This is a genomic window from Nonlabens agnitus, from assembly GCF_002994045.1.
GTDB classification, from domain to species: domain Bacteria; phylum Bacteroidota; class Bacteroidia; order Flavobacteriales; family Flavobacteriaceae; genus Nonlabens; species Nonlabens agnitus.
Genome location: NZ_MQUC01000003.1, coordinates 2,466,677 through 2,489,586, shown reverse-complemented (window position 1 = coordinate 2,489,586; position 22,910 = coordinate 2,466,677). Strand labels below are relative to the sequence as shown.

Sequence of the window (22,910 nt, the reverse complement as noted above, 5' to 3'; positions counted from 1 at the left end):
GTTAGTTGGTGTTTGTGTACAGCCAGTAATCGACAACACTTTTTAATTTAATTTTTAGATCGCTATAGCTGCCCGGTTTGATGACGTAGCTATTGGCTTTATAGGAATAGGCGGCATCAAGATCTTTGTGATGGTCACTGGAGCTTAACACAACTCTAGGGAGTTTATTATATTCTTCCTTTACAGACAATGCTTTAAGTAAATCAATACCTGAAACTTTAGGCATGTTGATGTCTATGAGCAACAAGTGTGGCCTGGATTTTTTTAGGTCACCACTTGTGATTTTTTTGAGCAGGTCTTCAGAATCTGGAACGGCCACCAGATTGACGTTGTCAAATTGTCTGGAGATGGCTCTGGTGATGAGCTCCATGTCTTCAACCCTATCTTCAATAATGAAGATGTTCTTGCTATTGCATGTATTATTGACCTGGTCCATTTGCTAGGTAAAAATTAAAAGTTGCTCCTTTGCCAACCTCGGTATCCACCCAGATTTTTCCATGGTGTTTAAAAATTATACGGTGTACTATTGCTAGTCCAACGCCACTGCCTTCATATTCGGTCGTGAATAATCGGGTAAAAACTCCAAATATTTTATCCTGATATTGTGGGTCAAATCCTATGCCATTGTCTTTGACGTAATAAATGGTTTTGTTGTCTTTATTGTAACTGCCTATTTCAATTTTTGGGTGATCAACTTTTGATGAGTACTTAAAAGCATTCGTTATCAAATTGGAAAATAGTTGTAGCATCATCGTTTTGTCACCGTAGATAGATGGCATGGAATCCTGAATGCTAACTGTGGTGTTGGGATATTTTTCCTTTAATCTATGTTCCACAATGATGGATTCACACAAGCTCGCAGCATCTTGATAATCGCTAATAACCTCTACACTGCTTAGACCGCTGTAACTCAAGATGTCATCCATGAGTCTGTTCATCTTCTCTGCACTTTGAATGATGACTTTAATGGAGTTTTTCCCGTATTCATCCAGAGTATCTGCATAGTCTTCCATCAAAATTTGAGCAAATCCATCAATACCTCTTAATGGTCCTCTTAAATCGTGACTTACACTATAGCTAAAGCTTTCCAATTCTTGATTGAGACTTTCCAATTGTTTATTCAAGCGATTGACCTCGCCATACCTAGAGACAATAACACTTTGTAGATCATCTACAAAAGCGCTAGCGGCCGCTTGTTCAAAATCCTGCCATTCCACGCTGGTGTATCGCAACTCTTCAGTCCATTTTTCAAAGGATTTGCGAGGCGAAAGTCGCTCGCTTTTTTCTTTTTGATCCTGCTTGTCGTTTTTTCCGCCCCAAGTAACATGAGCTCGTTGTTCTTTTCTAAACCACATGACAGCTTCTTGATCATCCACACCTATTTTATGACACAACAGACCCGAGAAATCAGCTGCAAGTGGCTCCATCCATTCAAAATCTTTTACTAGACTGTTGGATGCATAACATCGCTTCTTTGACAATTGATGTTCCAGTTCTTTCATCAGTTGCTCTGTAACAGATCTCGTTGGGCAGTGACCAACGGTACGGTATTCATTATTATAAATGATGGCAAAGCCATCGCAGTTAATTAGATCCTTTCCCGTGATTTTGTGGTCACAAACACCAGCCACGAGGTCCCAGTTTTTACTGATATGCTTGATGAGTTTAGCTCTGGTATTTGTAGAGTCATTGACTTTTTTCAATACCCATTTTGTATTCTTGACCGTTAGTTGATTGCTAAACATCTCTGCTAGCAATTGACAGGATTTGCGTTTATGAAAATTGACAAATTTAGCTGAGTAATGATGACAGGCGATGAGACCCCATAACTGCTCGTCTTTGACAATAGCGCAATTTAAAGTGGCATCGACCTTCATGTTATTTAGGTACTCAATATGTATAGGCGATGATCCACGCAAATGGGACTGACCGGTAGGAACCAAAGATTTTAAGACTGGATTCACGGTAGGAACAATGTCACTGTAAGTGGACGACACATCACTTAAAATACGCACGCCTTGCTCCAGGAATAATTTACGGGCATTGGCTGGAATATCTCCTGCAGGGTAGTGTAGGCCTTTCCATGATTCCAGATGATCTTCCTTAGATTCTGCTACAACGGTACCGTTCCAGTTCTCGTCAAATTGATAGATCATCACACGATCATAGCCCAGCAACTCTTTCAGTAAGGTTGCTGCCATACCAGTTAGTTCAGACTCATTGTTAGCGGTATTGAGCTGCTTCAAGGTATCGAGCATTTCCTGCTGGAAGGCAAAAGAATCCCAATCGATGGCGATGGGTTCCAAATCCATATACGTCATATCCTTGATGGCGTGAGGTATGGCGGTAAATTCCTTACCAGATGATGAAAATGTAAAGGGAACGTGAGAACGCTTATTTATTTTCCACTCTTGTAACAGACGCTGCGTTGATGGTTCACAGATGGTCCCAATGTGGCTGTTTAAAACCTCGTCAATTTCGACCTCTAAAAAGCGATTGATGTTATCACTTACCTGGATGATTATATCCTCTTTATCAAGAACAATGACAAACCCGTGTTGCTGGATCTTAGGGATAAGATGGATAGGTTCTTGCTCACAGGTTTCCAAATCTGTTTTACTGGGATAACGGGTCAATTGCATGCGAGAAAGATCTTAAATTAACTAGATAGGGTTGGAAGTCTTTTCCTACCTTTAATAATATTTTAACATATATGGAGTCTCGAACAATCAATTCTTACACCTTTCCCTATTTTAGGGAACTAAAGAAGCTATTTCCATTATTTTTGGACCCATGATTCCAGAAAAGCTTCTTATCAAATTAGCCCAGCGGCATGCTAATCAAAGTATGCGCGAACTCAAGACCACAACTGGGCTTATTGACTTTTCGTCAAACGATTATTTAGGCTTTTCAAAAAAACTCAAACCTGTCCAAAGCGAACACCACGGCGCAACCGGTTCCCGATTGCTAACCGGACAGACTAAAGACTTCCAGGATCTGGAGCAAAAGATCGCAGATTATCACAAAACAGAATCGGCATTAATATTCAATTCTGGATATGATGCTAACTTAGGATTGATAAGCAGCGTGGCACAACGTGGCGACCTCATTTTGTACGATGAGTACGTACATGCCAGCATACGTGATGCGATCAAGCTAAGCGACGCACGATCGCTTAAATTCCGTCATAACGATCTGGGTCACCTAGCTATCTTACTGGATAAATTTTCCAAAGAAGAAAATCAAGAAGTCTATATCATTACAGAAAGCGTCTTTTCCATGGACGGCGATATGCCCAATCTAATGGAGTTGATCGAGCTTGTGAAGAAAAAGGTGAACGTACATCTCATTCTGGACGAGGCTCATGCTCTAGGAACTGTAGGCAACGATGGCGAAGGTCTGGCACAATCCCTACAGCTTGAAAATGAGATTTTTGCTCGCATCGTTACCTATGGCAAATCAATGGGTTCTCATGGCGCAGCGGTTTTGGGAGGATTTGACCTCAATCAGTTTTTGGTCAATTTTGCCCGTAGCTTTGTGTACACCACAGCCTTGCCGCAGCATTCTTTGAATTGCATTTCAAATGCCTACGATCTTCTCATTCAGGATTCTCAAGAGGTGGAAAAGCTACAGATGCTCGTGAAGCAATTCAATAGATTAGTGATACAAAGTGGGTTGAGATTACGCTTTCGCGAAAGCGTGACACCTATTCAAACCTGTATCATCCCAGATAATAAATTGGTCAAAAATGCCGCGATGCAACTACAGGAAAAAGGCTATGACATAAGACCTATCTTGTCACCTACCGTTCCTGCTGGCGAGGAACGATTGCGCATATGCCTGCATAGTTTCAATACTGCTCAGGAATGCGAGCAAATGCTTCATACCTTAGCGGGAATACTCAAGAAGCAATGAACAAATTCCGCACCGTGGCGACCTTTTCTTACCCGGCAGAGGCAGCTGTAATCAAGAGCAAACTTGAGAGCGAGAATATAGAAGTGTTCTTGCGTGATGAGTTTACTATTGCATCAGATCCCTTTGCGACAAACGCCATAGGTAGCGTCAAAATGGATGTTTATATAGAGGATTTTATCAAGGCACTTGCCATCATTGAGAAATCCTCACCAGAATTATCGCAGCGTATCACAGATTATATCATCTGTCCCAATTGTAAGAAGCGTAAAGTGCGAGAACAGCAAGATATCAATAGCGCCAGCGGCTTTATAGAGGTCATCAAAGCGATTACCTATAGCCTGCTGCCACTTAGAAAACATAAATTGTATAAATGCACGAATTGTGCTTTTGAATTTGATTTACATGAGTAGTTATTTTATTACTGGAATAGGAACCGATGTAGGCAAAACTGTAGCCGCAGCCATTGCAACCCTAGCGCTGGATGCAGACTATTGGAAACCCATACAAAGCGGCCTCACCGAAACCGATCGAGGTACCATAAAAGAGTTGTTGCCAGATCATACCGGTACTTTCCATCCGGAATCTTACCGACTCAAAACGCCCATGAGTCCGCACAAAGCTGCAGAAATTGACGGTGTAAGCATCACGTTGGACAATATCAAAAGACCGCAAACCTCAAAAAACCTAATTATTGAAGGTGCTGGCGGGCTACTCGTTCCTATCAATGATCAACACACCATCGCAGATTTGATGCTGCCTACAGATAAAATTGTTTTGGTAAGTTCTGGTTATCTGGGCAGCATCAATCACACATTATTGAGTATTTCTTATTTAAAGTCCAAAGGACTAAAATGTGCTGGTATTATCTATAACCATGTAGATTTAGACGGTACGATTGATATCATAGAAAAAATGAGCGGCGTTCCCACCATAGGTCATATGGAAAGACATGAAGCCATTACACCGCAATTAATCAAAGATTACGCTCAAGAATTCAAGGCAAAACTAGAACAGTTATGAATGCCAGCGACATTCTAAAAAAAGATGCGCAGCAAATCTGGCATCCGTTGACGCAACACAAAACCGCATTGGCGCCGCTTGCCATTTCACATGCGCGAGGCAATTATCTTTATGATCATGAAGGCAATCGTTATTTTGATGCAATCTCCAGCTGGTATACCTGCAGTTATGGACACTGTAACACTACACTGATCAATGCGTTACAAAAACAAGTCGAGCAATTGCACCATGTAGTTTTTGCTGGGATGACCCATGAACCAGCAGTAGTTTTAGCGGAGAAACTACTCAATATTTTGCCTCATAATCAAAGCAAGCTGTTCTTTTCAGAAAATGGATCTACTAGCGTTGAGATTGCTCTTAAAATGGCATTTCAGTATCATTTTAACCGTGGAGAGAAGCGACTCGCCGTGGTAGCGCTGGAAGGTGGTTTTCATGGTGACACTTTTGGTGCGATGAGCGCCTCGGGACTTTCGGTATACAACGGTCCTTTTGAAGACCTTTTGATTGAGGTCATTCGCATACCAGCGCCCACATTAGAGAATGTGGATTCGGTTTTGGAGCAGGTTGATCAGCTCATTGATGATCATGAAATTGCCAGTTTTATTTATGAGCCGCTCGTGCAAGGTGCTGCTGCCATGCAAATGAATGATGGTAGTGCGTTATGCCGTTTGATAAGACGCTTTCGCGAAAGCGGAATTCTTTCCATTGCAGATGAGGTCATGACAGGCTTTGGAAAAACCGGAAGTTATTTTGCAAGTGACCAGATGCTCAATAAGCCGGATATTATTTGTCTATCCAAAGCATTGACAGGTGGCATCATGCCTATGGCGATCACTAGTTGTACACAAGAGGTGTACGATGCCTTTTTAAGTGATGAGACCAGTCGCGGCTTTTTTCACGGGCATACCTATTCTGGAAATCCGTTGGGATGTGCGGTGGCAGCTGCCAGTATTGACCTGTTGACTTCTTATGAAATCCAAGAAGGAATTGCAAGGATCAAAGAATCACATGATGCTTTTAAACCAACTTTGGAAAAACATAAGTTGGTAGCACAAGTGCGTCATTGCGGCGTGATTCTGGCTTTGGATCTTGACCTAGAAATGCAGCGCTACGGGAATGAGCGCAACGAGATTTTCCAATGGTTTTGGAATAAAGGAGTTTTCCTGCGACCTTTAGGTAAAACAATCTACTTGGTACCGCCTTTTACGACCACATGGACAGAGCTGGATTTTCTTTACAAAACCATCATGGAATTTCTGGATTCACGGTTAGTTTAGACCATTCAAGGTGTCATTTTTCATGGCTTTTCCTCATTTTTGCAAGCCGAAATCTATTCATTGAAAAACCCCATTTACATACACGATGCATCGCTCGTTTCTCCATTAGGCGAAAACGGTTTTGAGTCGGCTAGTGCTTTATTTTGTCATCATGAGGGAACTGCGGTAGGAAAGGTTGATCAAGCCACAGAGCAAGCCATTACTGATTTGCGCGAGGAAAACGCTCATTATCAAAAGCTGGATCGATCAACGATTCTAGCCATGCTGGCGGCACGTCAATTGAAATTGGTAGATAAGGATGTAGCGATCAATGTAGGTTCCAGTCGCGGTGCGACAGGAATCTGGGAAGAGTTTCATGCCGGCTTTGTAAAAACCGGTCAGGTTCCCGTGCCTACGTCACCATTGACAACCTTAGGTAACATCAGCAGTTGGATTGCCCAGGATCTAGGAACACAAGCTGCGGCGTTTTCTCATTCCATCACTTGTGCCACGGCAGCACATTCCATTCTAAATGCTATTGCCTGGCTGGAAAGTGGTATGGCTACAGCTTTTATCGCTGGTGGTGCCGAAGCGCCTCTAACCGATTTTACCATTGCGCAAATGAAGGCGCTACGCATTTATTCACAGGAAAGTGGTGATTATCCTTGCCGTGCTCTGGACATGGAAAAAACCAGCAATCAAATGATTCTGGGAGAAGCTGCTGCCTGTTTTGTGTTATCCAAAAAACCAGCTAGTACCAAGATCAAAATCACAGGTTACGGTACTTCCATTGAGAACCTGACCAGTGCGACTTCAGTCTCTAATGATGGCATTGGGTTCCAGCATACCATGAAACAAGCGATGGAAGATCAGAAATTGCAGGATATAGATGCAATTATCACGCATGCACCGGCAACGCTTCAGGGCGATCGATCAGAATTGGCGGCGATAAAGGCTGTTTTTGGGGAACTTCATCCGCAATTGTGTAACAATAAATGGCAAATAGGGCACACACTGGGCGCTAGTGCTGCGGTCAATTTGTTCATGGCAGTACAGATGTTGACCACTGCACAGATACCTGCAATCCCTTATGTATCAGATAGTTTTGTGAATCCGCGAGAGAGGTCTGTGATTCCTCGCAAAATATTGATCAACGCTAGTGGTTTTGGCGGCAACTGTGTGAGTATCCTTGTAGAAAAGGAATTGTAAGCAATCAAGAAGTGGCCTGATTTTGTTTTATTTTTGGTTTTGCCCAATTGGTAAACTTTCAAGCGGTGTACCCATGAAAATGAGATGTGTTTTATTGATTTTGATCTGTTCCGCTTTCGCGAAAGCGCAAACAGACCCAAATATCTTTGATAAATTCAGCAGTGAGTTTATCACCATCGATGGGTACAAGATCAACTTGGAGGTCAAAGGTGAAGGCGACCCAATTTTCTTTTTGCCTGGTGGTCCTGGAAACTCGCATGATTATATGCAGGGAAATTTTGGCCAGTACCACACTTCCAATAAAGTGGTATTTTTTGATTGGTTGGGTAGAGGCAAGTCTGACAATGCCAGCAATAAAGAAGAGTACACGGTTGAAGCTGATGTCGAGATGATCGAGAAGATTAGGAAGCATCTCAATCTTGATAAGATTTCATTAGTAGGACATTCTTATGGTACTGTTCCCGCGCAAGCCTATGCTATCAAGTACGGCGATGAAGTAGAAAAAATGGTGCTTATCAATGGCTTTCATAGTGGTGCCATGTGGCAGGCCAACTGTGATAGCTATAACCACTATGCAAAAACACATTTTCCGGAAAAATGGGTGAAGGTGGATTCTTTAAGAGCGCTAGGTTATGTCTCGACAGACCAGCCGCTACAGGATCTTTATGCTACCTTTCCTACTAAGTATATCTATTACCACAACACCAGCTTGCAACAAAACGTTCCTGATACCGATTATCGCGGTTGGGCAAACGAGGTCTATGAACAGATCATAGGTCCTGATGGTGATTTTGATGTGAGCGGTAGTATGATTGAACAAGATTACCGTAGAATGTTGAAAGATGTCAAAGCAAAAACACTGATCATAGCCGGTAGATATGATGGCGTCTCTACACCAGAATTTGCAGTACAATACAAAACCTTTATGCCACAGGCACAATTTGAAATGTTTGAGAATAGTGGGCACAATCCCTATCTTGAGGAACCCCAAAAGTTCTACAAGCTATTCGAAGAATTTTTTGAGATAAACAAATAACTATGCTAACAAATACCCGACACGACTGGACTAAAGAAGAAGTTCTAGCCATATATAATAAACCTATTATGGAACTGCTTTATGATGCAGCTACTGTACATAGGGAATATCATAATCCCAATCAGGTGCAGGTTTCTACTTTGCTATCCATAAAAACTGGTGGTTGTCCAGAAGATTGTGGATACTGTCCACAGGCAGCCCGCTATCATACAGATATCGAAGGCAATGATCTAATGTCTGTAAGTCAAGTCAAGGCGCAAGCCTTACGTGCCAAATCCAGCGGTAGTTCCAGAGTTTGTATGGGAGCAGCATGGAGAAACGTCAAGGACGGTCCTGAATTTGATCAAGTTCTTGAAATGGTACGGACCATCAACAAACTAGATATGGAAGTGTGCTGCACACTTGGTATGATTACAGAAAATCAAGCCCACAGACTTGCAGAGGCTGGTTTGTACGCTTACAACCACAACCTTGACAGTAGCGAGGAATATTACAAGGAAGTAATTTCCACTCGTGGTTACCAGGATCGTCTGGATACCATAGGGAACGTTCGTAAGACCAACGTCACTGTTTGTAGTGGTGGAATCATCGGAATGGGTGAAAATGTAGAGGATCGCGCAGGAATGCTTGTCGCACTTGCGAGTTTAAGTCCGCAGCCTGAAAGTACGCCTATCAACGCACTGGTGGCTGTTGAAGGAACACCTCTGGAAGAGCAAGAACCAGTTTCCATTTGGGAAATGATCCGTATGGTGGCGACTACAAGAATTGTGATGCCACAAACCCAAGTGCGATTGAGTGCCGGTAGGACGAGCATGAGCCGTGAAGGACAAGCCATGTGTTTCTTTGCGGGTGCTAACTCAATTTTTGCTGGGGATAAACTTCTCACCACGCCTAATCCAGACGTGAACGAGGATATGGAAATGTTCAAGATGTTAGGATTGGAACCGATGAAGCCTTTTGTAAAAAAGGCACAACCAGAAACGGTAGAAGAGCAATATTCTAAGTATAAAGATCAAGGTGAAAAGCCACGTTGGTCACGTCCAGATCACAAGATTGAGCGTAACGAGCAAGCCAAGGAAATGGCCAAGGCTGCCAAAGCAAACTAAATTATCACAGTAACTTGAGTTCATTAAACCTCACACAAATACCGCGACACAAAACACTGTCTAAAGCAGAGTTTGTCAAGAATTACCTAAAACCACAAAAGCCGGTCGTTATCGAGCGGTTGACTGAGGAATGGCCGGCTTATGAAAAGTGGAATCTGGAATATATTAATCAAATTGCTGGCGACAAGACCGTGCCGTTGTACGATGATCGCCCGGTAAAACACGATGAGGGTTTTAACCAGGCACATGCCGAAATGAAGATGTCTGAGTACATCGACCTGCTCAAAAAAGGACCGACTAACTTCAGGATCTTTCTTTATAACATCATGAAAGAAGTGCCACAGCTGCAAACCGATTTCAAATATCCAGACCTGGGCATGAAGTTGATCAAGGGACTGCCTATGATGTTCTTTGGCGGGACAGACTCAAAGGTGTTTATGCACTATGATATTGATTTTACCAACATCCTGCATTTCCATTTTCATGGGAAAAAGAGATGCATCATCATGGCACCAGACCAGTCAAAATATATGTATAAAGTGCCCAACGCCTTAATCACTCGTGAGGATATCGATTTTAGCAATCCAGATCTGGAAAAATGGCCAGCACTCAAAAAAGTGCAGGGATTTGTATGCGATCTTAATCATGGTGAGATGCTCTACATGCCAGAAGGTTACTGGCACTACATGCATTACCTAACACCAGGATTCTCCATCAGTTTGCGATCGTACCCACGTAAGATCAAGAATTTGAGCAAGGCTTTGTACAACATTTTTATCATGCGTCATTACGATAATTTGATGCGCCGCTGGAAAGGTCAGGACTGGATCGATTATAAGAATGAAAAGGCTATTACGCGCACTAACGATCGGCTTTAATCGTCTGGTATAAGCTCTTTTGCCTTGGCATAAACCAGGTGTGATTCCCAACCGCGATAGAGTAGATAATCTGCTAGTTTCTTGCGGCGTTTGTACTTATCAGTTTCTGTAAGTTGGTTGTTTCGCTTTCGCGAAAGCGTGTCAAATGTCAATCTGTATTGCTCCTCAGGAATCTCTGCAAGCCCGATGTCGATGGTTTTTTTATTGAGGCCACGCATCTTAAGCTCGCGCACGATTCTCACACGACCCCATTTCTTGATGCGGAATTTCCCACCAGCAAACACCTTTGCAAATCTAGTTTCATTCAAAAAATTGTGCTGCAACAAATGCGGTATGATCTGGTCGATAGCATCCTGAATCATTCCCATCTTTTTAAGCTTACGCTCCACATCCTGATGGCAACGCTCCTGGTAGGCGCAAAAACGCTCGGCCGCTCTTGTGGCCTCTTCTACAGTAAAAGACTCTTGTTTCATTTGCATTGCACTACAAATTTACGGATTGTAGAAATAGTAAGATAGGTATTGACTTTATAGACAATAGGTGCGAATAGATCAATGTAGAGTTTTACTCTTGAGATTTCGCAGTTTCTTGTGAGCTACTTTTTCAAAAATGGGATGTTTTATAACATTTTATCAGCTATATCCATAGCAATATGCCTATTGAATAATAGCAATACAAGTAAAACTAATAGTATCACTATTAAAAATAAGTTAATGACTATTATAAATAATCTTTATGAGTATATGTTTGTTGAATGATATTTTAAAAAAATTAAACAAAATGAAAAAGATACTGAGTATTGGAATTGTATTAGCCTCATGTTTGGCTACTGCTCAAACTTCAAAAATGGACAAACTGCTTAACCTTGAAAAAGACGCCTATTTCGCAGATCGTGATAGTGCTTACGTTGATCCTTATTATGGACTTAAAAAACTAATCTATGGAAACAAGCGCTTTGCCCAGAATAAATCTATTAGCCCACGACAGACTGAGGCAGATTTGAAAAACACAAAACTGGGTCAAAAGCCATTTGCAACCATTATTGGTTGTGCAGATAGCCGTGTTCCTAACGAGATTATTTTTGATCAAGGTGTAGGTGATCTATTTATAACAAGGACTGCTGGACAAGTAATGGCTGAAGCTTCTTACGGTACCATCGAGTATGCCAGCGTAGCTTTAAATACAAAGTTGATTGTGGTACTTGGTCACCAAAGCTGTGGTGCTGTAGATGCTGCCATGAAACTTCCAGAAAACCCACCAGGACACGTGGTAACTTTAATCAATGCGATTAAGCCGGCAACTATCAAGGCAAAGCAGGCTAATTTATCTGATTCTGAAGAATTGGACCTCGCAGTTACCGCAAACGTGGTAGAACAAGTAAATCTATTACGTAACCTTGAGCCACTGTTGAGCCGTAGGTTTGAGTCTGGAGAGCTGCTCATTGTAGGTGCCGTTTATAACATTGAATCTGGGAAAGTAGAGTTCATTGAAGAAACCATCACGAGCTTGCCTAAATTCAAAAACATGGCATACAACGATTAAAAATAAGTTAGATGAAAAAACGACTCATATTATTTTTGAGCATTCTAGGAATCCCAATTTTTGGACTGGCACAATCTCCGGCTGATGATCAATTAGGAGCCTGGTATATGTACTTTTACAATACCACTTTTGAGAATTCTAATTGGGGAATACAAGGAGACTTCCAGTACCGTGACTGGCGAGGTTTGGGTGATCGTGAACAGCTACTTTTACGTTCTGGTGTGACATACACACCTACAGATTCAGATGTCAAATTTACATTTGGTTATGCTAACGTGACTTCAGGAGAATTTGGAACCGAGATTGATAACCCTAGTGGAGAAAACAGGATCTACCAGGAAGCTCTTTTTAGCAATACCATTTTAAAAAGGGTCTTTCTAACTCATAGACTACGTTATGAGCAGCGCTGGGTGGAAGATCAAGATTTTAGAACTAGATATCGTTATAACCTATTTGCAAATATTCCTTTGAATAAGCCCTCTTTACAAAAGAATGCATTTTACGTCGCTCTTTACAATGAGATATTTATAAACGGTGAACGTTCTATAGGTGGTGGTCGCGAGGTAGAGTTATTTGACCGTAATCGTACTTACTTAGGAATGGGTTATGCTTTAAATGATTCCATAAGATTCCAGTTAGGCTGGATGGAACAAACCACAAATAGTTTTCAAAAAGGTCAATTACAATTTAGTATGCACCATACCTTTTAAATAGTTGGATTAGTTTAGATGAGAAGGTCTGTAGCATATTCGTTTCAGACCTTTTTTACGTTCAAGCTTAGTTGAAAATTTGATGTAAAGCGGTAGATTGAAACTATTACTAAAAGAAAACGCCTACAAGTCTGGCCTGTAGGCGATTTATGGTTTTAATGCTCGTTAGGACAATTTCTTACTATTTTAATCTGTGAAATGAAATTCTAATGGTGTGATTGCCTGCAGTTATAGCGATGATCAACTATCGATATTGTAAAAATCTTTAATTGGTATAATCAGGCTTCTGTTCCTATTAAATCGTGTAATAAAAATAGAAGAGTACTTAAAACTAAATATCGCCTATATGAATGCGAATTTATTTTCTCACCGTGATCTATTTATAAATAGAATCTGAGTATTGATAATGTCAATTTACAAATAGTTGACAAACTTTCTAGTTCAACATCAAAGGACTATCAATATCCATGATAGTGAGTTGTTCTTTTAGAGGCTTCTCGTGATTAACGAGACTTTTGAGTTCCATAAATTCCCGATGGTTGAACATCAAAATTAAGTTTTGTTGTCTTGTATGAAGAGGAATTTTACGTTTTAAGTGATAATTTTCTTTACAGGAACTCCAGTACTTAACAGGTACATCATTCAAATAATTTTTAAATTTTATGAATTCACTGTGAGAAAAGGTGAACGAAAGAACCGAAAAATTCAAGAAGTAGCATTTGCTCTCCTTGCAGTAGGTAAGATGTCCAGATTTATTTTGACTTAAGGTTTTAAGAGTCTGACTCATAGGGCTTAATTACTCTACAAATATAGTTATCCTTAACCGTTCTAAATAAAAATAACAAGAGTTCTTCTGAAGTTTAACAATTATATTTATTTGTTCTAAATATAATTAGCTGCCATTCAGTAAATTATGATTTTTTTATTGATGTCATTCTGTATCTTTAAGAAACCAAAATAACGTATTATGTCAATTAGATTAGGAAATAGTTGCGGAAACTGCGAGCACTTAAGTAGCGAGCACAAATGTGGTGTGCACGATGTTTTTGTGAACGCACATTACACGTGTCATAGTTTTAGCTTAAAAGCAAAAATGGAAGATGATAGAGGTTGCACCAGTTGTGCTCGCTATGGGAAGCCATCTTGTCCTCATTCAGAAAAAGCTACAGCAGGAATGATGTGTAATTCTTGGGCTCCAGAAAAAGTCGCGGTATAACATGTGATTCTTATTAATGAATCATCATTGCGTAAATAGCCTAGAAGATATATTTTATGATCAACCTTGGTATTTGTGTTTATGATTAATGTTTTACGCTTTCGCGAAAGCGAAAAAAACCACCCACAAAAAAACGCCTACAAGTCTAGCCTGTAGGCGTTTTATGTTTTAATAGTCGTTAGGACAATTCCTTACCATCTTTATCTGTGAAATGAAATTCTAGATAGGTGTAGGCATCTCTAGGCATGACCTTGATCCACTTGCGGTGTTTTGCAAACCACTTTGACCTAACGGATGGGTATCCTTTAGTTATAAAAGCGGCAACGAAAGGATGCGCATGTAGCGTGATCTTTTTCTTTCCTGCTTTTAAGTGGCGTTCCAGTTCTTCAGTGATCTTTTGAATTACGAGAATAGGTGCTTGTATCTCTCCATCGCCGTTGCCATCTGGATTTTCTTCCCGGGTTTTGATGTTGACTTCTTGACGCACGCGCTGGCGTGTAATTTGTATCAAACCAAATTTTGAAACGGGTAAAATCTTGTGTTTGGCACGCTCGTCAGCCATTTCATCACGCATGTGCTCATAGAGCTTTTTGCGGTTTCCTGCCTGGCGCATGTCGATAAAATCGACAACGATGATACCGCCCATATCGCGCAATCGCAACTGTCGCGCAATCTCAGTCGCGGCGATCATGTTGGTTTCTAGCGCAGTGTCTTCTTGACTGTCTGCTTTGTTGGAACGGTTTCCTGAGTTGACGTCTATGACGTGCATGGCTTCAGTATGCTCGATGACGAGATACGCGCCTTTACTCATGGAGACTGTACGGCCAAATGAGGTCTTGATCTGACGCTCGATTCCATATTTCTCAAATATGGGAACGCGTGGGTTGTGATATTTTACGATATTTTCTTTATGTGGAGCAATGGTCTTTAGGTAATCCTTGATTTCATTGCATACTTCCTCGTCATCCACAACAATGGATGTGTAGCTGTCATTAAAGACATCTCTCATGAGGGAATTGGTGCGACTAACTTCTGACATTACTTTGGTAGGGTAGCTTGCTTTATGCAGTTTGCTACACATGTTTTCCCAGCGAGTCATTAGATTAGTTAGATCCTGATCCAGTTCTGCTACTAATTTACCTTTGGCAACGGTGCGCACAATGACACCAAATCCTTCAGGTTTAATACTTTTTACAAGTCTTTTAAGTCTACTCTTTTCTTCTCTATCCTCAATTTTCTGGGATATAGAGATTCGGTCAGAGAAAGGTACTAGAACGACATAACGTCCAGGAAGGGAAAGCTCTGCACTTAGGCGAGGTCCTTTTGTGGATATGGGTTCTTTTACTACCTGTACAAGGACAGGTTGGTTGGGAGCGACGACATCTGTAATAGAGCCGCTTTTCTCGAGTTCTTTCTCGATCTTTATGTCTTTAAGAGCGTAGTTTTTGAGTCTACCGCTTATGACTTGTTTGGTGAATTTAAGTTGGGTGAGGTATCCTGGGCCTAGATCGTGATAGTGTAAAAAACCATCTTTTTCATATCCTACATCAACAAATGATGCGTTAAGACCGGATAATACCTTGCGGGTTTTGGCGATAAAAATATCGCTTACCGCAAACTTGTTTTCATCCTCATCTGCATGTAATTCAATTAGCCTTCCCTGTTTAGTTAGGGCATAATCAATTTTTGTAGCACCGGAACGGATAATAATTTCTTTATCCATGATTCCAATTGTTTAATCACCTCTATGGATAGATAGACGTGATAAATTATACATTAAGTTGGACACACCTTTAATAGGTGCATCTCCCGAACGAGCTGTACGACGCAGCCCTATGTCAAAGAACAAAAAAAGAAAAAGTAGTACTAGACTACTTTTTCTTCTTGTGACGATTAGCGCGACGACGCTTTTTACGTTTGTGGGTCGCTACCTTATGTCTTTTTCTCTTTTTACCGCTTGGCATATCTCTTATATTTTACTTTACTTTTACGTTTGATTTTACACCTTCAACAAATACTTTGGCAGGTTTAAATGCTGGTATGTTGTGTGCGGGTATTTTAATTGTTGTGTTCTTGGAAATGTTACGGCCAGTTTTTTCAGCTCTAGTTTTCACTATAAAGCTACCAAAACCACGTAAATAGACGTTCTCGCCAGTCTCTAGGGATCCTTTCACTTCATCCATAAAGGATTCAACCGCTGCTTGCACCTCGGTCTTCTCCATTCCCAGTTTATCTGAAATTTTTGATACGATATCTGCTTTAGTCATGTTTACTGTTAAATTTTATTATTAGGGTTTCTGAAACAGGGCGCAAATATAGTTCATTATTACAAATTAAATTTCCCTAATTGATTAAATTTTAAGAAGATATATCATCACAAGAGGCATTTTTGCACCCTATGAATTTTTCTAACAAGCTCATTTCTTGGTATCAACTGCATAAAAGAGACCTGCCGTGGCGTCATACCAGTGACCCGTATTTCATCTGGTTAAGTGAGATTATTTTGCAACAAACCCGTGTTAATCAGGGCTTGCCGTACTATTTACGCTTTGTGGAGGCATTTCCCAGCGTGCAGGATCTGGCCGCTGCACCACAAGAAGACGTGCTAAAATTATGGCAAGGCCTAGGCTATTATTCCAGGGCAAGAAATCTTCATACAGCAGCTGTGCAAGTGGTCGATAACGGTGATACGTTCCCTAACAACTATAAGGAGTTGCTCAAATTGAAAGGAATAGGCGACTATACCGCTGCGGCAATCGCTAGTTTTGCCTACAATGAACCAGTTGCCGTAGTGGATGGAAACGTTTATCGAGTTCTGTCAAGAATCTTTGGGATCTCAACGCCCATCAATTCTACAGATGGTATTAAGGAGTTCAAAAAGCTTGCTCAAGAACTCATCGACCCAAAACATCCCGCGAGTCATAACCAGGCGATCATGGAATTTGGTGCGATGCAGTGCGTACCTAAAAATCCAGATTGTAACATTTGCCCGTTCCAGAAGGATTGTGTTGCCTTTCAAGATGAACGCATAACAGAACTTCCCGTAAAGATCAAGAAGACTAAAGTTCTCAACCTGCACCATCATTATATGGTCACTGTCACGCCATCTGGGAAAACCATTCTTCAGGAGCGGCCGCAAAGTGGAATTTGGGCTGGACTATACGAGTTTCCGTTTGTAGAGGCAAAAGGTGCCTTGCTGCCGTCAGAGCTTACCACAGCGGTTGATTATGAGAATGTATATAGTGGAGTTCGCTTTCGCGAAAGCGTATTTAATCAAGAGCCCATCATACACAAGTTGAGCCATCGCAAGATCCACGCCTATTTCTGGATCATCCACACAGAATCTGAACTAGAGAACGCGATCACCATTGAAGGAGCTAGAAGTAAGCCCTTGCACGTTCTTATGGAACGATTTATGACCCAATTCTGGCCCTTAAAAAGCTAACGGAAACTACTGTTTAACACGATATTATCTAGGTGTATCACAGGTGCTTTTTCTATATTTGTAGACTTTTTTAAAATCAATACAGACTAATTATGGCAGGAACGTTAAACAAAGTGATGCTTATAGGCCACACTGGTGATGAGGTCAAAATGAAATATTTTGAAGGTGGCAATTGCATAGGCCGTTTCCCACTGGCGACTAATGAAGAATACGTAAACCGCAACACTGGCGAGCGTGTTTCTAATACAGAGTGGCACAACTGCGTGGTGCGCAACAAAGCTGCCGAAGTCTGCGAGAAGTACCTGCACAAAGGTGATAAAGTGTACATAGAAGGTCGCATCAAGTCCAGACAATGGACTGGCGAGGACGGCCAGCAACGCTACACGACTGAGATACAGGTGCAGGAATTTACATTCCTCACGCCCAAGAATGAAAACGCAGCGCCCGCAAACAACGCTGCGCCGTCATCATCGCAGCCTGCTCGCAACCATGCTCCAGCACCATCCAAAGCGCCAGCACCGCAGTCCATGGACGACGATGAGGATGATGACCTGCCGTTTTAAATTTCACTAAAAGAACTTATTGATCTTGGATCCAGACCCATTGCCCTTAATGCAATTGCTACTCGTATATCAACCAGAACAGTTGATGTATCTAGGTGTTTTTATTCTTCTTTTAATTTTTAGTGCACTGATTAGTGGTGCAGAGGTTGCCTTGTTTTCGCTAAGCAATACAGAGCTGGAAGAGGACAATCCTTCTTTTCCCAAGCAAGCTATTGTCGCCAAACTTTTGGATCGGCCTAAAAAGTTGCTGGCGACGATACTTATTGCCAACAACGCCATCAACATTACATCCGTACTAATCTTTAGTATTCTTGCTGAAGTTTGGTTTGGTGGGCTGGAGACAGAATGGCTTAGGTTCTTGCTAGAAGTAGGCGTCGTTACCTTTTTGATATTACTTTTTGGGGAGATTTTCCCTAAGGTGTATGCCAATAGAAATCCCATAGGGTTTGCTAATTTTATGGCGTTGCCTCTTAATGTGTTGGATAAACTCTTCAGTTTTATGAGTTTGCCCATGAGGTATATCACCTTGCTTATTCAAGACCGTCTGGGCAGCAAGAAATCAAACATTACCGTATCGCAACTCTCTCAAGCACTGGAACTCACAGACGAGAACGACACCACAGATGAAGAGCAACAGCTTCTTCAAGGCATCGTTAGCTTTGGTTTGACAGATACTAAAAACGTCATGCGCAACCGCACCGATGTTTTTGCGCTGGATGAAAGTTTGACCTTTAAGGAAATCGTACCTCAAGTAGTGACCAATGGATACTCACGCATACCCGTATTCAAGGAAAGCATCGACAACATTACGGGTATTCTATATGTAAAGGACTTGTTACCTTATATAGACCGCAAAAATTTTGAGTGGACCAAGCTGCTGCGAGAAGCATACTTTGTCCCAGAAAACAAAAAACTGGACGACCTGTTGCAGGACTTCCAAGAGCAGAAAAAGCACCTTGCTATTGTGGTAGATGAATATGGTGGTACCAGTGGTTTGATCTCGCTGGAAGATATCATTGAAGAGATTGTAGGAGACATAAGCGATGAGTTCGACGATGAAAATCTAATCTACAGCAAGCTGGATGATCGCAACTATATCTTTGAAGGTAAGACATCCATCAAGGATTTCTATCGCATCTTAAAGTTGGAAGAGGACGCCTACCAACTGTTTGAAGATGCAAAAGGCGAATCTGAAACGCTTGCAGGATTCCTGTTGGAGCAAACCGGACATTTCCCTAGAAAGCTGGATAAAATAATCTTTGAAGGCTACACGTTTATCATAGAGTCCATGGACAAGAAACGCATCAAACAAATCAAGTGTACGACACCATAAAATTTGTCATTTTCATCTTCATTCTGACCCTACTCGCTAGTTGTGGTGGCGATGGTCCTGTACCTAAACCAGATGCACAGCTCGCGCTCAATTATTCCAGTCCAATCTATAAGTCACTCGACAAGTCATTGCCTTATACTTTTGAGTTTAATGAGTTCGCTTTCGCGAAAGCGAATGACGACAAATCTTCATCCATTACATATCCAGAGCTGGATGCAAAAATCTACTTGACCTATCGCGCCGTGGATACCAACTTGAGACAGCTGCTTATTGATGGGCAAAAATTATCCTACAACCACAACCAGATGGCAGACGCCATAAGTGAGACTCCATTCATGAACACCCAAAAGAGCGTCTATGGTATGTTGTATGGTGTGGAAGGGAATGCGGCGTCTAACGTGCAGTTTTATGCTACAGACAGCACACGTCATTTTCTAACGGCCGCGCTCTATTTTGATAGAGAACCCAATTATGATTCCATCCTTCCAGCTGTGGACTATATCAAAAAGGATATGATCAAGATGATGGAAAGTCTTGAGTGGCGATAATTTTTCAGTGTATTCCTAACATATTATGTAAGACCTTTGCGGTATGCCTTTCAACATACCCAATTCCCGACTCAAATACATCTACCTTGTCATTTTAAGCATCATTTGGGGTACCTCATTTATTCTTATCAAAAAAGCTTTAGGCCAGGACCAGAGCGGTAATCTCGTACTGCAACCGCTTCAATTGGGCGCGCTGCGTACCATGATTTCTGGAGTGATATTGATTTCTATAGGGTGGAATTCTTTTGCCAAAACAAATCGTAAAGACTGGAAATGGCTCGCCTTATCTGGCTTACTGGGAACCTTTTTTCCTGCATTCCTTTTTGCCTATGCACAAACTGAAATCGATAGCGCCGTTAGTGCGATTCTCAACTCGACCGTACCATTGATCACCTTGATTCTAGGAGCGGTACTGTTCGGGATTAGTTTTTCTAAAAGACAGTTACTGGGTGTTATTGTTGGATTGAGTGGTGCCATAGGACTCGTTCTTGCAGGTATGGAAAACAATCCTGAACAGAACTACTTATTTGCTGGCCTTGTACTTATCGCCTGTTGCTGTTATGCCAGCAATGTGAATATCATCAAGCGCTACCTGCAAAACATCAAACCGCTGGCTATAGCGACAGCCAATTTTGTATTCATACTACCGCTAGCGATTATTGTGTTTTTCTCAGCTGGTGGTGGCAATCTTGAGTTTACCTCTACAGAGGTACTGCGCAGTCTTGGTTTTATTTTGGTGCTTTGTGTTTTTGGGACCGTTGCGGCCAAAATCATGTTCAATAAACTGGTGCAAATGACATCACCGGTTTTTGCGAGCAGCGTCACATATCTAATGCCCGTTGTGGGATTGATATGGGGAACACTGGATGGCGAGGATTTCTCGCTTTGGCAAGGACTAGCCACTGGCGTGATCATTTTTGCGGTCATTCTGGTAACTCGTGAAAAGAAAAAACCAGCCTTTGATTAGAGACTGGTTCTTTGATTTGTAGAGGAGAATTATGATGTTTTCGCTTTCCTGCCTGCCGGCAGGCATGGCGCGAAAGCGAACTCTCTATCCATCTAATACTTATTCAAAGTCAGCGTCAACGACACCTTCATTCACACGTACGGTATTGATATCAAACCTCATATCACGACCTGCCATTTGCTGGATGATCGTCATAGGGTATTTAACACCTTTTACCTCTTTGTAATTGTCATATTTGATCATGGTCTTGAATTCTTGACCTTGAGCCTTTATCGTATTTTCCTGACCCAACAACAATCCTGAATCCATGTCGTAGAACGTTTTCTTTGTGTCAGACCACTTGATGACGTAAGCATTCCTGTCACCTATTTTTTCTGCTCCTACAAGTTCACCTTTGTCTGGGAACGTGTATTCTGGGAATAGAACTGCTTCATCTGCCACAGCAGCAAGTTGCTCGCCTTCCAGCTCTGCATTTCCTTGCATGCCGCCCACTCGACCTTTACCGTTAGCATACACTTGTTTAGAAACAATGTTACCACCAACGGTGATGGTTTGACTAAACTTATTGTCATTGGTCTTTTTCACATTAAGAACAATCTCACCCATAGGTGATGAGCTAGATCCTATCAATGCAGTTGATTTAACGGCGGCAACATTATCGCGACCTCCAATAGCTTTGATGTAATCTGCAAACACTGTATTTACCGTAGTTCCCGCAGGAATTGAAATGGTAGATGGACGGCTTGTAGGGTTGGCTTCCTTATCATAGAATTTGATAGGCAACGTTTTACCATTAATTTTCATTTTCTCAAGGTTCTCCAACACGTCACTAGCTTTACCTACCAATACGACTCTCATGTTGTCTGTCTTGAAGTATTTGTTAGCTACACGCTTCACGTCTTCTTTAGTCACTGCATTAATGTTTGCAATGAAGTCTTTATAGAAATCCTCGTCAAGATCATTAGTGCGAATCGTGATCGCACGATTAGCAACTACAGATTTATCTTCTGACTGCATGATGAAATTCCCTAGGAATTTAGCTTTAGCATTTGCCAAGTCTTCATCAGATACGTAGGTTGTTTTGATGCGGTCCAGTTCTTTGAAAGTCTCCACAATGGCGCTGTCAGTTACCTCGTTGCGTACTTTGGTTGTTGCTCTGAAGGTAGATTTGTAATCTCTGCCAGCTCCTAATCCAGATCCCGCACCGTAAGTATACCCATTTTTCTCACGTAGGTTCATATTAAGATATGACCCAAATCCACCACCAAAAATATAGTTGGCTACCAATGCTGCGTGATAATCATCATCGCTCATCTTTAATTCAGATGTATTGTAAACGGCAAGCTCTGTTTGAACAGCATTAGGAACGTCCACAAAGTCAATCTCGGTTGTTGCAACGTCGGTTACTTCTGGCAAGTTTGGCTTTGGAGCCTCTTTTGCCTTCCAGTCTTTGAAGTACTTTTCAACTAGTTTTTTTGCTTCCTTTTTATCAATGTCACCGCTAATCAAGAGGTAGGCATTGTTAGGAACGAAGTAGTCATTATAAAACTTCTTGACATCGGCTAGAGTTACATTGTTGATAGTCTCTTCTGTAGAGAATTCTCCCGCAGCGTGATCTTTACCATAAACTAATGCACTGCGCACTTTGCCAGCGATGGCTGCTGCACTGTTTTCTCCAGATTTGATACCTTCAATTAATTGTGATTTTTCTGTATCCAACTCTTCTTGAGTGAAATTTGGATTAAGAGCTGCCTCTGCAAAAAGTCCCATTACTTTGTCAGTATACTTTGATAACGTAGAGACATAACCGCCACCAGTGCTAACGCTTATGACCGCACCTAAGTAATCCACTTCTTCATTGAATTTTTCTTTAGGCGTTTTTGTAGTTCCTTTTCCCATAATGGAACCTGTCAAAGACTGGACACCAGCTTTATCTCCTTCTACAATAGGAGGATTGTTGAGGTCCAAACTCATCGAGATGGTAGGAAGTTTACGGTCTGTAACTACTAACACTTGAAGGCCGTTGTCCAATTCAAAACTGTCAGGCTCGCCTAAGTTGATTTCTGGAGTTGGTCCAGAAGTAGGAATTTTGGAACGATCTATTTGTGCTATGGCACTTGTCCCTATAAAGAGAACGGCCATTAATATATTGATATGCTTTTTCAT

The 22,910-nt window shown here is 41.5% G+C and carries 23 protein-coding genes; 16 read left to right on the top strand and 7 right to left on the bottom strand.

From position 1 onward, the window contains the following. Position 1: 1 nt before the first annotated feature. Both BST86_RS11450 and BST86_RS11445 read right to left on the bottom strand, forming a co-directional pair. A complete protein-coding gene (locus tag BST86_RS11450; protein ID WP_105983357.1) occupies positions 2-436 on the bottom strand; it encodes a response regulator in 435 nt (144 codons plus the stop codon). After that, positions 420-2,642, bottom strand: a complete 2,223-nt coding sequence (locus tag BST86_RS11445) for an ATP-binding protein (protein ID WP_105983356.1) — start codon at positions 2,640-2,642, stop codon at positions 420-422. The genes BST86_RS11450 and BST86_RS11445 overlap by 17 nt, the downstream gene beginning before the upstream one ends. 151 nt (positions 2,643-2,793) lie before the next feature. On the opposite strand from BST86_RS11445, the gene BST86_RS11440 reads away from it, so the two are divergent. The 8 genes from BST86_RS11440 to BST86_RS11405 all read left to right on the top strand — a co-directional run bounded on the left by BST86_RS11440 (position 2,794) and on the right by BST86_RS11405 (position 10,420). Continuing rightward, positions 2,794-3,915, top strand: coding sequence for an aminotransferase class I/II-fold pyridoxal phosphate-dependent enzyme (locus BST86_RS11440; protein WP_105983355.1), 1,122 nt, complete (start codon positions 2,794-2,796; stop codon positions 3,913-3,915). Continuing rightward, positions 3,912-4,325 (top strand): putative signal transducing protein, encoded by a 414-nt coding sequence (locus BST86_RS11435; RefSeq protein WP_105983354.1) that lies wholly within the window; start codon positions 3,912-3,914, stop codon positions 4,323-4,325. Before BST86_RS11440 ends, BST86_RS11435 begins: the two co-directional genes overlap by 4 nt. After that, positions 4,318-4,935 carry a dethiobiotin synthase gene (bioD, locus tag BST86_RS11430; RefSeq protein ID WP_105983353.1) on the top strand — a complete coding sequence of 206 codons (618 nt, stop codon included), beginning with the start codon at positions 4,318-4,320 and terminating at the stop codon, positions 4,933-4,935. The genes BST86_RS11435 and bioD overlap by 8 nt, the downstream gene beginning before the upstream one ends. Next, on the top strand, positions 4,932-6,212 hold the full coding sequence (gene bioA / locus BST86_RS11425; RefSeq protein ID WP_105983352.1) for an adenosylmethionine--8-amino-7-oxononanoate transaminase: 1,281 nt from the start codon (positions 4,932-4,934) through the stop codon (positions 6,210-6,212). Before bioD ends, bioA begins: the two co-directional genes overlap by 4 nt. Before the next feature lie 60 nt (positions 6,213-6,272). Further along, the gene (locus tag BST86_RS11420; protein WP_105984027.1) at positions 6,273-7,400 is read left to right on the top strand and encodes a beta-ketoacyl synthase N-terminal-like domain-containing protein; all 1,128 of its coding nucleotides are present in this window, start codon (positions 6,273-6,275) and stop codon (positions 7,398-7,400) included. Positions 7,401-7,473: 73 nt separating this feature from the next. Beyond that, positions 7,474-8,436, top strand: coding sequence for an alpha/beta fold hydrolase (locus tag BST86_RS11415; protein WP_242446522.1), 963 nt, complete (start codon positions 7,474-7,476; stop codon positions 8,434-8,436). Positions 8,437-8,438: 2 nt separating this feature from the next. After that, the gene (gene bioB, locus BST86_RS11410) at positions 8,439-9,542 is read left to right on the top strand and encodes a biotin synthase BioB (RefSeq protein WP_105983351.1); all 1,104 of its coding nucleotides are present in this window, start codon (positions 8,439-8,441) and stop codon (positions 9,540-9,542) included. Positions 9,543-9,556: 14 nt separating this feature from the next. Continuing rightward, the gene (locus BST86_RS11405; RefSeq protein ID WP_105983350.1) at positions 9,557-10,420 is read left to right on the top strand and encodes a cupin-like domain-containing protein; all 864 of its coding nucleotides are present in this window, start codon (positions 9,557-9,559) and stop codon (positions 10,418-10,420) included. Here BST86_RS11405 and BST86_RS11400 read toward each other — a convergent pair. Next, positions 10,417-10,893, bottom strand: coding sequence for a regulatory protein RecX (locus BST86_RS11400; RefSeq protein ID WP_105984025.1), 477 nt, complete (start codon positions 10,891-10,893; stop codon positions 10,417-10,419). The genes BST86_RS11405 and BST86_RS11400 overlap by 4 nt on opposite strands. Before the next feature lie 307 nt (positions 10,894-11,200). On the opposite strand from BST86_RS11400, the gene BST86_RS11395 reads away from it, so the two are divergent. Both BST86_RS11395 and BST86_RS11390 read left to right on the top strand, forming a co-directional pair. Further along, positions 11,201-11,962, top strand: a complete 762-nt coding sequence (locus BST86_RS11395) for a carbonic anhydrase (RefSeq protein ID WP_197709227.1) — start codon at positions 11,201-11,203, stop codon at positions 11,960-11,962. An 11-nt stretch (positions 11,963-11,973) separates the two neighbouring features. Continuing rightward, positions 11,974-12,672, top strand: coding sequence for a DUF2490 domain-containing protein (locus tag BST86_RS11390; RefSeq protein ID WP_105983349.1), 699 nt, complete (start codon positions 11,974-11,976; stop codon positions 12,670-12,672). A gap of 436 nt (positions 12,673-13,108) precedes the next feature. On the opposite strand, the gene BST86_RS11385 is transcribed toward BST86_RS11390, so the two are convergent. Beyond that, the gene (locus BST86_RS11385; protein ID WP_105983348.1) at positions 13,109-13,459 is read right to left on the bottom strand and encodes a DUF6686 family protein; all 351 of its coding nucleotides are present in this window, start codon (positions 13,457-13,459) and stop codon (positions 13,109-13,111) included. 180 nt (positions 13,460-13,639) lie between these two features. Here BST86_RS11385 and BST86_RS11380 point away from each other — a divergent pair, with 180 nt between their 5' ends. Beyond that, positions 13,640-13,888: a hypothetical protein gene (locus BST86_RS11380; RefSeq protein ID WP_105983347.1), complete on the top strand. Its 249-nt coding sequence runs from the start codon at positions 13,640-13,642 to the stop codon at positions 13,886-13,888. 178 nt (positions 13,889-14,066) lie between these two features. Here the strand turns inward: BST86_RS11380 and BST86_RS11375 are convergent, their stop codons facing one another. Both BST86_RS11375 and BST86_RS11370 read right to left on the bottom strand, forming a co-directional pair. Further along, entirely contained in the window at positions 14,067-15,611 is a 1,545-nt protein-coding gene (locus BST86_RS11375) for an Rne/Rng family ribonuclease (protein ID WP_055411338.1), read from the bottom strand. A gap of 253 nt (positions 15,612-15,864) precedes the next feature. Continuing rightward, on the bottom strand, positions 15,865-16,155 hold the full coding sequence (locus BST86_RS11370; RefSeq protein ID WP_041495415.1) for an HU family DNA-binding protein: 291 nt from the start codon (positions 16,153-16,155) through the stop codon (positions 15,865-15,867). Between the two features lie 131 nt (positions 16,156-16,286). Between BST86_RS11370 and mutY the strand changes: the two genes are divergently transcribed. From mutY to BST86_RS11345, 5 genes are all read left to right on the top strand, one after another. Beyond that, positions 16,287-17,333 (top strand): A/G-specific adenine glycosylase, encoded by a 1,047-nt coding sequence (gene mutY / locus BST86_RS11365; protein WP_105983346.1) that lies wholly within the window; start codon positions 16,287-16,289, stop codon positions 17,331-17,333. Positions 17,334-17,425: 92 nt separating this feature from the next. Continuing rightward, positions 17,426-17,896 (top strand): single-stranded DNA-binding protein, encoded by a 471-nt coding sequence (locus BST86_RS11360; RefSeq protein WP_105983345.1) that lies wholly within the window; start codon positions 17,426-17,428, stop codon positions 17,894-17,896. A 25-nt stretch (positions 17,897-17,921) separates the two neighbouring features. Beyond that, positions 17,922-19,229, top strand: coding sequence for a gliding motility-associated protein GldE (locus tag BST86_RS11355; RefSeq protein WP_394340896.1), 1,308 nt, complete (start codon positions 17,922-17,924; stop codon positions 19,227-19,229). Continuing rightward, the gene (gldD, locus tag BST86_RS11350; protein WP_105983343.1) at positions 19,214-19,777 is read left to right on the top strand and encodes a gliding motility lipoprotein GldD; all 564 of its coding nucleotides are present in this window, start codon (positions 19,214-19,216) and stop codon (positions 19,775-19,777) included. Before BST86_RS11355 ends, gldD begins: the two co-directional genes overlap by 16 nt. Before the next feature lie 43 nt (positions 19,778-19,820). After that, the gene (locus BST86_RS11345; protein WP_242446521.1) at positions 19,821-20,744 is read left to right on the top strand and encodes a DMT family transporter; all 924 of its coding nucleotides are present in this window, start codon (positions 19,821-19,823) and stop codon (positions 20,742-20,744) included. Between the two features lie 99 nt (positions 20,745-20,843). Here the strand turns inward: BST86_RS11345 and BST86_RS11340 are convergent, their stop codons facing one another. Further along, entirely contained in the window at positions 20,844-22,910 is a 2,067-nt protein-coding gene (locus BST86_RS11340; protein WP_105983342.1) for an insulinase family protein, read from the bottom strand.